We start from the raw sequence: 12,182 nt of genomic DNA, 5'->3' as shown, positions 1-12,182 counted from the left end.
CGAGGTCAGCCGGCCGTGCCCGATCCGTGCAGCTCGGCGAAAGAGTGCAGGGTGCGTTCGAGCCGCGGGATCAGCCAGTCGGCGACGGGGGGCGGAACGCGTGCTTCCTGTACGTCTTCGAGCAACTGACGTAACGGTTGCGTGCCGACATCCGTGGCACCCGTGGCACCCGTGGCATGCGCGCTGCTCTGGCGAGCGCGGAACCAGGCCGCGACTTCGGCCTCGTCGCAGCGCTCCCCACCGTCCTGCAGGTAGTCCACGATGTCGAGTTCGAAGTCTTCCAGCCGCAGGCTCACGCCGCCGGCGCCGCACGCGCAGGCCGCGCCGAGAGCGACATGGCGCAAGGCCAGGGCGCTCCACAGGTCGAGCAGACGGCCGGCGCGCGCGGACAGGTCATCGGTCACGGCGGCACTCACTGTCCGGCCCACGGAAGGTCGGTCGAGCCGTTGACGCCGTGGCCGGTGCCGCTGCGCAGCGCGCTCGTGGCCTCGTGATCGACGCCGCCGTTGGAGTCCAGCGCGACCTTGTAGACTTCGCGTGCCACCCGCGCGCTGACGTAGCCTTCGCGCACGTCCTCGGCCACCTTGTCCACCTCGCGTTCCAGCGGGTCGCCGAAGCCGCCGCCGCCGCCCGACAGCATCTTGTACGCGTCGCCGCGTTCCAGCCGCACGTTGAAGATCTTGGCGTTCGCGTGGTCGGTCTTCCACTCGCCCTTGTGGCGCACCGCGAGGCCGTTGCCCATCGCGTCGCCGCCGCCTTCGAGCCCCCACGGCTTGCAGTGCACGCGATCGATCCGCGTCGTGACGGTGAACGGCGAGAGCGCCTGCACGACCATCTCCGCACCCAGTCCGCCGCGATGCTTGCCGGCGCCCGCCGAGTCCTGGCGGATCTCGTACTTTTCGACCAGCACCGGGTACTTGGCTTCGAGCTGCTCGGTGGGGCTGTTGTGGGTATCGCCGTCGTTGATGCAGACCGTCACCGAGACGCCGTCCTCTTTGCTCTTGGCGCCCCAGCCGCCGCCGAGCGGACCGATGCCGACGATGAAGAGCCGCCCGTCTTCCGGTGAGATGCCGTGGATGTTCGGGAATACCAGGTCCGCGTGGTGGCCGGCAATCGAGCGGTCCGGAATCGCGGGCGCCAGCGCCTTGAAGATGGTGTCGATCACCGTCATCGGGAACGTCATCCATACGCGCATCGGATAGGGCCGCTCGGCGCTGATGACCGTGCCCATCGGCATGATGACCTTGAGCGGCCGGAAGCTGCCGTCGTTGACCGGGTAATCGGTCGGCGTGGTCAGGCACTTGTAGGCCACCTGGGCGCAGGCGATGCCGGTGGTAAAGCCCGAGTTGTAGAAGCCGCGCACCTGTTTGGAGACGTCCGACAGGTCCACCGTCATCTCGTCGCCGCTGACCACGACCTTTACGCGGATCGGGATGCGCTTGCCGATTTCGAGCCCGTCGTCGTCCATGAACGATTCGGCCTCGTACACGCCATCGGGAATCGACAGCGTGTTCTTGCGCGCGACGGCCTCGCTCGAATCCATGATCTGCCGGATCGAGCTGTTCACCGCGTCGGCGCCGTAGCGTTGCAGCAGTTCCACGTAGCGGCGCTCGCCCGTGGTGATCGCGGTGATCTGCGCGCGCAGGTCGCCGAGCGCGCGCTCGGCGAGACGCACGTTCATCGCGATGATGTCCACGAGGTCCTGGTTGACCACGCCGTCGCGCTGATACTTCATGATGGGGATCTGGATCCCCTCGCTGAAGATGTCGGTGGTGACGTTGCCGAGCGTGCCGCCCACGTCGAGCCAGTGCGCCATGCAGCAGGTGAAGCCTTCGAGCTGGCCCTCGTGGAACACCGGCATCGTGAACGTGAAGTGGTTCAGATGGCTGCCCGTCGTATAGGCGTCGTTGGTGACGAGGATGTCGCCCGGCTTGATGTTCTCGTAGCCGAAGTGCCGGATCTTGGCTTTCACGGTCTCGGACATGCCGCGAATGAACATCGGCAGCCCGAGACCGATCGAGACCGTGTCGCCTTCCTTCGTGAACAGCCCCACCGTGAAATCGAGCGCTTCGTAAATGATCAGGTTGTAGGCGGTGCGGGTCAGGTTGGTCTTCATCTCCTCGGTGACCGCATAAAGGCCGTTGCGAATGATCTCGACGGTGACCGGATCGACGGTTTTCGATTCGTTGGGGGTACTCATGTTCTGTCGCTCCCGATGGCGATTTGCAGGTTGCCGAGTTCGTCCACGCGCAGCGAGTCGCCGGGCTGTACGACGGTGGTGGAGGCGTGCTCCTCGATCAATGCCGGGCCCGCGATCTCGTTGCCCGACAGCAGGCGGTCGCGGATATAGACCGGCGTGCTGGCCCAGCCCGTGGAGCGGAAATACACCGGCTTGACCGCGCGCACCGCGAGCGCGTCCGGCGTTGCCGTGCCTTGTTCGACGCTGTGCTTCGGCGGTTTTTTCATGGTGCCGAGCACCGTCACGCGCAGGCTCACGAGGTCGGCGGGCTCCTTCGGTGCCGAGGTGCCGTAGCGCACCTTGTGCAGTTCGTCGAACTGCCGCTTGATTGCCGCGCGGTCTCTGGATTCGAAGAAGGCCATCGGCAGATCCACCGTCACCGCATGCTCCTGGCCCACGTAACGCATGTCGGCCGCGCGCTCGATGACGATGCCGTCGGCCTGCACGCCGGACTGCGCCAGCGCGGCACGGCCTTCGTCTTCCATGCTCCGGTAGGCCGCTTCGATTTCATCGAACGAGACGTCGTTGAGCTTGCGGAACACCGAGCGGACGTAGTCGTAGCGGAGATCGGAGAACAGCATGCCGTAGGCGGAGAAGTAACCGGGCGCGTATGGAATCAGCACGCGGCGAATCCCGATCTCGCGTGCGATGGCCGAGGCATGCAGCGGACCCGCGCCGCCGTACACCACCATCGTGAAGCTGCCGGCGTCGAGGCCGCGCTCGGTGGTCACGGCCTTCACCGCATGCGACATCTGCGTCACCGCGATGCGCAGAATGCCGTCGGCTGCCTCGGTCGGTTCGAGCCCCAGCGGGCCGGCGACGCGCCCGGCCATCTGGCGCGTGCAGGCTGCGAGGTCCAGCTTGAGTTCGCCGCCGAGAAAGTGCTCGGCATCGAGCCGGCCCAGCAGCAGGTTGGCATCGGTCACGGTCGGTTCCTCGCCGCCCCGGCCATAGGCCACCGGTCCAGGCATGGAGCCCGCGCTTTGCGGGCCCACGCGCAGCGCATGGCCGGTTTCCACACGGGCGATGGAACCGCCGCCGGTGCCGACTTCGTGGATATCCATCATCGGAATCTGGATCGGCAGGGCGCGCTCGTAGCCGCCGATCAGCGCCGAGCCGGTCGTCAGCGGCCGCCCCTCGCTGATGACGCCGGCCTTGGCCGTGGTGCCGCCCATGTCGAAGGCGATCGCGTCGCCCATGCCGAGTTGCGCGCACAGCGCCTGAGCGCCGATCACGCCCGCGGCCGGCCCGGATTCGAGCATGCGTACGCAGCCGACCTTGGCATGCTCGACCGGGAACAGGCCGCCGGTGGACTGCACGATATAGAAGTCGCCGTCGAAGCCCTTGCCGGACAGATGATTCTCCAGTTCTCCGAGGTAGGCCGAGACGCGCGGACCGACATAGGCATTGGCCACCGCGGTCGACACGCGCTCGAACTCGCGGTATTCCTGACTCAACTCATGCGAGGCGCAGACGAACGCCCCCGGCATTTCTTCCTGCAGGATCTGCTTGACCCGCTGTTCGTGCGCCGGGTTGCGATACGAGTGCAGAAGCAGCACCGCGACGGCTTCCACGTGCTGTCCGCGCAACTCGCGCGCGAGTTCGCGCACGGCGGCTTCGTCGAGCGGCTTGTGCAGGCTGCCGTCCGCGCGCAGGCGCTCGGCCACCTCGTAGCGCAGCGAGCGGCGCACGAGCGGCTGGTGCTTGTTGAAGAACAGGTTATAGGCGTCGGGCCGGTTGACACGGCCGATTTCGTAGATGTCGCGGAAGCCTTCCGTAATCAGCAGCGCCGTGTTGGCGCCGTTGCGCTCCAGCAGCGTGTTGATTGCGATCGTGGAGCCGTGCAGAAACAGGTGGCCGTCGCGCCAGTCGATATTCGCGCTGTCGATGGTGGCCTGAATGCCCTTGACGAGTTCGCCGTGAGTCGAGAGCGCCTTGCCGAACAGCAGCTTGCCGGTGGTTTCGTCGAAGGCGGCCATGTCGGTGAAGGTGCCGCCGATGTCGACGGCGATACGCAGCTTGCCGCCTGCGGCGCTTGCCGCATCGGATGTCTTTGCCATGATGTTGACCAGGTTGGAGATGAGGCGCGTCAGTTCGCAACGGCGACGCGGTTACGCAGGATGCCGAGGCCGGTGATCTCGACTTCGACGGTGTCGCCGTCCTTCATGTACGCAGGGGGCTCGCGGCGATCGCCCACGCCGCCGGGCGTGCCGGTCGCGATCACGTCGCCGGGCGAAAGCGGCGTGAAGGTCGAGATGTATTCGACGAGAACGGGGATGTCGAAGATCAGGTCGCCGACGCTGGCGTGCTGCATCACGTTGCCGTTGACGCGGGTTTCGAGCGTCAGCGCGGCGACGTCGGGCACTTCGTCGGCCGTCACGAGGTGAGGGCCGAATGCGCCGGTGCCGGGGAAGTTCTTGCCGGGCGTGAACTGATGCGTGTGGCGCTGCCAGTCGCGCACCGACACGTCGTTGAAGCACGCATAGCCGGCGATATGGTCGAACGCTTGCGCCTTCGGAATGTAGCGGCCGCCCTTGCCGATCACGAAGGCCAGTTCGCCTTCCCAGTCGAAGCGCTCCGAGAACGACGGGCGGAGCACGGCGTCGTCGTGGGCGACCAGCGTGTCCGTGAAGCGCAGGAACAGCGAGGGGTGCTCGCTGTCGGCGCGTTTGGTCTCGGCCACGTGGGACTTGTAGTTCAGGCCCACGCAGATCACCTTGCCGGGGTTGGGGATCACCGGCAGCGGCTGCGTGGCGCTGGCGGCCACGCGGCGGCCCTGGCCGGTGGCGCATTGCTGGAGTGCTTGCAGTGCATCGTTGTGAAGCACGGCGCGCAGGTCGGGGTGCTGGTCGAGGAAGGATTGGGGCGGGACGAGGTAGTCGCTGCCCTCTACGCATCCATAGGTGGCACGGCCGTCGAGCAGGAAGCTGGCGAGTTTCAAGGTTGTCTCCTTCGTAGTGTTGGAAGCACTATAAAAATCCGCCCGTCTTCCGCCTAGACAGAGATCGGAGATGACAGATATGCTTGGAGAGTGATATCCGATGAAGGTGGGCCCGATGAACCTCGACAGCGTTCGCCTGTTTCTCGAAGTGGCCGATGCCGGCAGCCTGAGCAAGGTGGCGGCGCGCCGGCAGACCGTGCAGTCGCACATCAGCCGGCAGGTTGCCGACTTCGAGGCGAATTGCGGGGGGCGGCTGTTCCACCGCACCGGCCGCGGCGTCGTGCTGACCGAACTCGGCGAGCGCGCGGCTGCCCGGCTGCGCATCTGGCTGCACGAGACGGAACAGTTGACCGAAGAGATGCGGGCCGATGCCGGTCACGTGATGGGCGAGGTGCGGCTCGGTATCCTGCCTTCGGCCGCGCATCCGCTCATGACACGTCTTTTTGCGCGGCTGCAGGCCCAGCATCCCGGGATTCGCCTGAGCATCGCGGAAGCCCAGGGGGCGGAGCTCGATAGCATGCTGGACGGCGGCACGGTCGATCTGGCGATCCTGTTCCGTTTCCGGCGCCCGAGTGGCCGCGAAGAGAAACTGCTGTGCGAGGCCCACACTTACCTCGTGTCCGCGCCGGGCGATCCGCTGACGCGCGAAGCCACACTCGATTTCATCCGCCTGCGCGACTTGCGGCTGGTCTTGCCGAGACGGCCCGGCCAGTGGCGCCAGGCGCTGGACGAAACCGCGCGCGGCCTCGGCTTCCGGCTGGAAGCCGTGGTCGAGGCCGACTCGCTTACCGCGCAGAAGGAACTGGTGGCCAATACGCCGGGTTTGTATGCGGTACTCGGCCCTTATGCTTTTGCCGCGGAAGTGCAGCGCGGGCAGTTGCAGGTCTGCCAGGTCGTCAAGCCGGACCTTTGCCGCCATGTCGTGCTGGCGCTGCCGCGCCATGGCAAATTTTCCGCGGCCTGCCGTGTGGTGGCCGACGCGGTGCAATCGATCATTGCCAGTTGGGAGCACCAGCTAACCGAGCCGGTCAAGCACCAATCCGTCGAGCGCGGTAAAGGCAAAAAGGTTCGTTCGTGAAGGGTTGATGGCCGCCGGCAATGGCGCAGGCGGCACTGTTCAGGATTCCGGCGTAGTGGGGGCCGAGGCGCCGGCCCGCAGAGATCAGAACGTGTGTCTCATGCCAACGCCGTATGTGCTGCCGGACGGCTTTGACGAAATTTTGTCGTACGAGTAGGCCGCGTAAACGTCTGTGCGCTTCGACAGGTTGTAATCGTAGGCGACCGATCCCGTGTTGTGGACCGTGTCGTTGTCATGTGGCGCACGCTGTCTGGTGATGGCCCATTCGGCGAGAATCACCGACACGGCAGTCACGGGAATCGACAGGCCCGCCTGATAGGTATGCGACCCGACCTGCGCGGTGGTGGTATTGGTCGTTTGTAGTGCGCCGTAGAACTTTGCGAAGTTGGCGTTGTAGGTCGCGCCGGCGAGATACAGATACTGCTCGGCGCCCGGTGCGGTTATCGCAGCGCGCACACGCTGCGCGGAGAGCGCGACTTGCACGGGGCCGTTCTCGTAGTTCAGATGCAGACCGAGATTGTCGCGCCCCTGAGAGCCGGTGGCGCTGCTCACTCCGTATTGCACCGCGCCGGTCAGCCCATGGAACGAGGGGCTGTAATAGCCGACCACATTGTCCCAGACCGTATCGCCGATCACCGTATTGTTGTACGCGGCGGTGTACGACTGAACCACCAGCGGAGAAAAGACGACCGACGCGCCGAACGGATTGAGGAGAATCTGATTGGTGTAGGTCTGGGTGGTCTGTTCGCCGAGCTTGAGCGTGCCGTATGGGGTCGAGAACCCGACGTAGGCGTTGCGCGAAAACAGGCCATCGGTGGCGTTGCGTCCCATTTGCCCGGTGTTGGGACGGAAGAAGCTTTCCAGCACGAAGATCGCGGCATTGCCGCCGCCCAGGTCCTCGCGGCCGCGCAATCCCCAATACGACGTGGTCAGTCCGCCGCCGCCGGCCTGAACCGTTCCATGCGGTGTCGTGCTGACTTTCGACTGGTCGATGTACATGCCGATCAGGCCATACAGATCGACTGACGACGATCCACCCGAGAAGGATTGGGCGTGCGCGGTATGACTGAGCAAGGCCAGTGATGCGGCCATGAAGCAGCTTGCGCGCTTGAATCCGCGCGCCGTGGTTCGTTCGAGTCTGTACATCGATTCAGTCTCCTGATTAATTATTTTTTGAACGCAAGACATCGTCGCGAAGGGGATCAGCGTTCGCGCAATGGCAGCCATCGTCAGATGGGATGGGGTGCCGACTAGGTCATCGGCGTCCTCTGTCTGTTTCGGTTCGGTCTTCTGGTTCGCGATGGACGGCCGGTCGGCGCATGGCAGTGGTCATGCGCTGATGCAGGCGCTCATGCGAGTCCCGGATGCGCGTCTCGATGGGCGAGCGAAAGCAGTTTATGAATCACCGTGCCGTGCGGGTAGGTGCAGGTCGGTGATGTCAGATATGCCTGAGGGGAGATGGCTGGCATCAGCCGGCTGTTCTGCTTGCGCGGCGGCGCTCGATGGCGGAGAGGGCGCTGCGGGCGTCCCTAATCTTGCTGGCATCTTGCCGGCGGCTGCGTCGGCCAGGCCCGTGCTGGCGACCGACGTTCACCCTGCGTCGCAAAGCTTACGGTTCGTGTACCGGCCGCCCGCCACGAAAGTTGCGGGCAGCAAACTGCCGGATGCCGCCGGCACACCCGCTTCCCCGATGAAACTTTTTCATGCCCCCCATGAAAGATCGTCGTTTGCGGCGCGCGGTTCGCGCCCGCAATATCAGGCCCACGAAGACCTTCCCCTCTCTCACCGAACGGATTCCCTCACGATGACTGCCTCAATCGAACGCGATGCCGTGTCGTCGCACGTGAGCGTGCGCGACGGTACGCGCATCGGCTATAGCCTCTACGGACAACGCGACGGCGTGCCGCGCGTCGTGCTGCTTCATTCGCTCGCCATGGATCGCGCGTTCTGGCAGCCGGTGGTCGAACGCCTCGTGCCGCATGCGGCGGTGCTCGCGCTCGACTGCCGCGGGCACGGCGCGTCGGACAAGCCGGCCGGCCCGTACACGGTCGCACAGTTCGCCGCCGACGTGCGCGACGTCGTGACCGCGCTCGACTTCGGCGGCGTGCTGATCGCCGGCGCGTCGATGGGCGGCTGCGTGTCGCTCGAATTCGCGGGCACGTACCCGGAGCTCACGCGTGCGGCCGGCCTGATCGACACGACGGCCTGGTATGGCGAAACCGCGCCGAAGGATTGGGACGTGCGCGCCTCGAAGGCCGAAAAGGAAGGGCTCGCCGGGCTGGTCGAGTTCCAGACCACCCGTTGGTTCGGTGACGAGTTCCGCGCGACCCACAAGGACGTCGTGCAGCGCTGCGTCGATACGTTCCTGCGCAACGAGGTCGCCGCGTTCGCCGCGACCGGCCGGATGCTCGGCGCCTACGACGGCCGCGCGCAAATGGCGAAGGTGCGCGTGCCGACCTGCGTGATCGTCGGCGAGGAAGACTATGCGGCGCCGCCTGCGATGGCGCGTGCGCTGCACGAAGGCATCGCCGGCTCGACGCTGACCGAGGTGCCGAAGGCGCGCCACCTGACGCCGCTCGAAGTGCCCGAACTCGTCGCGAACGAACTGCTCGCGCTGATCAAGCGCATCGCGTAGGTGCGTCAAATAAGTGTGTCAAATAAGCGCGTCGCATCAGAGCCTCACATAAACGCATCACAACCGGATTTGCATTAAGGAAGGGGGGCCGAATGGCGCCATTCGAATTCGCTACACCGCGCTCGCTGCAGCAGGCGATCGCGCTTCTGGATCCCGAGGACCCGGACATCCGCCCGGTCGGCGGCGGCACGGCGATCATGCTGATGATGAAGGCCGGCGTGCTGCGCCCGACGCGGCTCGTCAGCCTGCAGGACGTGGAGCCCGAGCATTCGCGGATTTCGATCGGCGGCAACGGCGAACTGCAGATCGGCGGCCTGACGCGGCTCGCCGCGCTCGAACATTCGCAGGAAGTCCGCGAAGGCTGGCCGCTGCTCGCGCGCACGCTGCGCACGCTGTCGAACGTGCGGGTGCGCAACGTCGCGACGCTCGGCGGCAATCTCGCGCATGCCGATCCGCACATGGACATGCCGCCGGTGCTGAGCGCGCTCGGCGCGAGCGTCACCGTGACGGGCCCCGCCGGCGAGCGCACGCTGCCGGTCGAGGAACTCGCGACCGGCTACTACGAGACCGTGCTCGCGCGCAACGAACTGATCTCGAAGGTGACGGTGCCCGCGCAGGCCGGCCGTCCCGCTGCCTACATGAAAGTGACCACGCGTGCCTCGCACGACTGGCCGGCGCTCGGCGTCGCGGTCGTGCTCGACATGCAGGGCGAGCGGATCGGCAACGCGAGCGTGATCGTCGGCGCGGCGACCGACCGGCCGACGCGTCTCGTCGACGCCGAAGCGATCCTGCGCGGCGCGCTGCCGGATGCGGCGACGCTCGCGCGCGCCGGCGAGGCGGGGGCGGCGTCGCTCGACATTGTCGGTGATCCGCACGGCTCGGCGAGCTACAAGAAACATCTGCTGACTGTCTACCTCGGACGCGCGGTGCGCATCGCGCTGGAGGCGGCTCGCAACAAGGAGCAGGCATGACCATCATCGAAACCGCGCCGCTCGAAACCGGCGCCGCGCCGCGTCAGGTCGGACGCGGCATCAACCGGCTGGAAGCGAACGCCAAAGTGACCGGGCGCGCCGGCTATATCCATAACGTCTCGCTGCCGCGCATGCTGCACGCGAAGATTTTCCGCAGCACGGTCGCGCACGGCCGCATCGTGTCGATCGACACGAGCGCCGCGCGCGAGGCGCCGGGCGTATTCGCGGTCTATACCGCCGACGACATTCGCCGCGTGATTCCGGAGCCGTTCTTCGGCCCGGCGTTTCACGACCAGCCGATCCTCGCGGTCGACAAGGTGCTCTATATCGGCGAGCCGGTCGCGGTGGTGCTCGCGAGCGATCCGCATGCGGCCGAGGAAGCGACGCACCTGATCTACGCCGAATACGAAGAACTGCCGGCGGTGTTCAACGAAGTCGAGGCGGCGGCTTCCGACATTCACGTGCATGAAGAGCTGAAGCCGGCCGGCACGTTTCCGGACCTGAAGCATCTGGCGGGCCGCCAGGCGACCAACGTCGCGCTCGACTTCCGCGTGCGTCGCGGCGACGTCGATGCCGCGTTCGCGCAGGCCGCCCACGTATTCGACGATACCTTCACGACGCAGCAGGTCATGCACGTGCCGCTCGAGCCGATCGTGACGGTCGCGGAACCGGGCGAGAACGCCGGCACGCTGACGCTGCATACCGCGTCGCAGAGCCCGTCGTTCGTGCGCATCGAGATCGCGCGGCTGCTCGGCTGGGCGGAAAACCGCGTGCGCGTGCGCGTCGGCCTGCTCGGCGGCGGCTTCGGCGCGAAGCTCTACATCAAGGTCGAAGCGCTCGCGGCGGCGCTCGCGCTGCTGACGCGCCGTCCCGTGCGCGTCGCGCTGACGATGGAAGAGCAGTTCTTCACGATCACGAAACACGCCACCACCTTCCGCATGCAGACCGCCGTCTCGGCGGACGGCCGCATCACGGGCCGGCGCTGCGAAGTGTGGTGGAACGGCGGCGCGTATGCCGACATCGGCCCGCGCGTCACGCAGAAGTCCGGCTTCACCGCGAGCGGCCCGTACGACATCGACAACGTGTCGATCGACTCGTATCAGGTGTACACGAACCTGCCGCCGGCCGGTGCGTTCCGCGGCTTCGGCATTCCGCAGATGGTGTGGGCGTACGAGAGCCACGCGGACATGATTGCGCGCAAGCTCAAGCTCGATCCGGTCGAGTTCCGCCGCCGCAATCTGCTGCGCGACGGCCAGCCGCACGCGACCGGCACCGTGATGCGCGACGCCGCGCTCGAACTGGTGCTCGACCGCGTCGCTACGCGCATGAACTGGAGCGCGCCGTTCGAACGCGGCAGCGGCGTGGTGCGCCGTGGCCGCGGCGTCGGCATCGGCTTCAAGGCGCTGGTTGCGCCGACCACCTCGGTCGCGATGGTGAGCCTGTCGGCCGACGGCAGCTGCACGGTCTATTCGAGCACCGTCGACATGGGCCAGGCCTCGGACACCGCGATCGCGCTGATGGCCGGCGACGTGCTCGGCATCGACGCGGAAAAGATCAAGGTGATCCGTCCCGACACCGATTCGACGCCGTACGACATGGCGACGCTCGGCTCGCGCTCGACGTTCCACATGGGCCACGCGGTGCGCCTCGCGGCCGAGGACGCGCGCGCGAAGCTGCGCCAGCTCGCCGACGAACTGGGCGTGCCGGCCGACGAACCGGCGCGCGCGGGCGATCTGCTCAAGCGCAAGTACGGCATGCAGGCGGGCAACATCGTCGGCATCGGCAGCTTCATTCCGCCGTACACGAAGCCCGATCACGAGACCGGCCAGTCCGACAACATCACGCCGAACTGGATGGTGGGCGGCACCGGCGTCGAAGTCGAAGTCGACGTCGAGACCGGCCACTTCAAGATCGTGCGTTTCGAGAACGTGGTCGATTGCGGCACGCCGATCAATCCGAAGGTCGTCGATACGCAGATTTCGGGCGCGGCGATCATGCAGCTCGGCATCACGATGTTCGAGCGCATGGAGTTCGATGAAGTCGGGCAGCTGCGCAACGCGTCGTTTGCCGAGTACAAGATTCCGGGCATCCACGACATCCCGCACCGGATCGGCCGCGAGACCGTCGACGCGTATCAGTCGAACGGGCCGTTCGGCGCGAAGGGCGTCGGCGAGAGCTCGACGTTCGGCGTCGCCTCGGCGATTGCCGAGGCGATCGAAGACGCCGTCGGCGTGCGCATCAAGACGCTGCCGATCACGCCCGAAGCCGTGTACCGCGCCATCTGCGCGGCACGCAACGAACCGCTGCCTGAGGAATGA

At 66.4% G+C, this 12,182-nt stretch carries 9 protein-coding genes; 4 read left to right on the top strand and 5 right to left on the bottom strand.

Annotated elements, in window-relative coordinates:
- Positions 1-5 precede the first annotated feature (5 nt).
- The 4 genes from F3J20_RS09220 to F3J20_RS09205 are packed head-to-tail and all read right to left on the bottom strand — an operon-like array spanning position 6 to position 5,180.
- Complete coding sequence (locus F3J20_RS09220) at positions 6-404, bottom strand: hypothetical protein (RefSeq protein ID WP_167283231.1); 399 nt, start codon at positions 402-404, stop codon at positions 6-8.
- 8 nt (positions 405-412) lie between these two features.
- Positions 413-2,200 carry a hydantoinase B/oxoprolinase family protein gene (locus tag F3J20_RS09215; RefSeq protein ID WP_167283230.1) on the bottom strand — a complete coding sequence of 596 codons (1,788 nt, stop codon included), beginning with the start codon at positions 2,198-2,200 and terminating at the stop codon, positions 413-415.
- Positions 2,197-4,299, bottom strand: coding sequence for a hydantoinase/oxoprolinase family protein (locus F3J20_RS09210; RefSeq protein ID WP_167283229.1), 2,103 nt, complete (start codon positions 4,297-4,299; stop codon positions 2,197-2,199). The genes F3J20_RS09215 and F3J20_RS09210 overlap by 4 nt, the downstream gene beginning before the upstream one ends.
- Before the next feature lie 29 nt (positions 4,300-4,328).
- Entirely contained in the window at positions 4,329-5,180 is an 852-nt protein-coding gene (locus F3J20_RS09205) for a fumarylacetoacetate hydrolase family protein (RefSeq protein WP_167283228.1), read from the bottom strand.
- A gap of 115 nt (positions 5,181-5,295) precedes the next feature.
- Between F3J20_RS09205 and F3J20_RS09200 the strand changes: the two genes are divergently transcribed.
- A complete protein-coding gene (locus F3J20_RS09200) occupies positions 5,296-6,258 on the top strand; it encodes a LysR family transcriptional regulator (RefSeq protein ID WP_167043573.1) in 963 nt (320 codons plus the stop codon).
- A gap of 84 nt (positions 6,259-6,342) precedes the next feature.
- On the opposite strand, the gene F3J20_RS09195 is transcribed toward F3J20_RS09200, so the two are convergent.
- Positions 6,343-7,485: a porin gene (locus tag F3J20_RS09195; RefSeq protein WP_240162741.1), complete on the bottom strand. Its 1,143-nt coding sequence runs from the start codon at positions 7,483-7,485 to the stop codon at positions 6,343-6,345.
- Positions 7,486-8,062: 577 nt separating this feature from the next.
- On the opposite strand from F3J20_RS09195, the gene F3J20_RS09190 reads away from it, so the two are divergent.
- From F3J20_RS09190 to F3J20_RS09180, 3 genes are all read left to right on the top strand, one after another.
- Positions 8,063-8,893 carry an alpha/beta hydrolase gene (locus F3J20_RS09190; RefSeq protein WP_167283227.1) on the top strand — a complete coding sequence of 277 codons (831 nt, stop codon included), beginning with the start codon at positions 8,063-8,065 and terminating at the stop codon, positions 8,891-8,893.
- A gap of 92 nt (positions 8,894-8,985) precedes the next feature.
- Positions 8,986-9,864: a xanthine dehydrogenase family protein subunit M gene (locus F3J20_RS09185; RefSeq protein WP_167043362.1), complete on the top strand. Its 879-nt coding sequence runs from the start codon at positions 8,986-8,988 to the stop codon at positions 9,862-9,864.
- Positions 9,861-12,182 carry a xanthine dehydrogenase family protein molybdopterin-binding subunit gene (locus F3J20_RS09180; RefSeq protein ID WP_167283226.1) on the top strand — a complete coding sequence of 774 codons (2,322 nt, stop codon included), beginning with the start codon at positions 9,861-9,863 and terminating at the stop codon, positions 12,180-12,182. The genes F3J20_RS09185 and F3J20_RS09180 overlap by 4 nt, the downstream gene beginning before the upstream one ends.

Origin of the sequence: Paraburkholderia sp. Cy-641, from assembly GCF_011752945.1 — a bacterium.
Taxonomy (GTDB): domain Bacteria; phylum Pseudomonadota; class Gammaproteobacteria; order Burkholderiales; family Burkholderiaceae; genus Paraburkholderia.
This window is presented reverse-complemented; position numbering and strand designations above follow the sequence as displayed.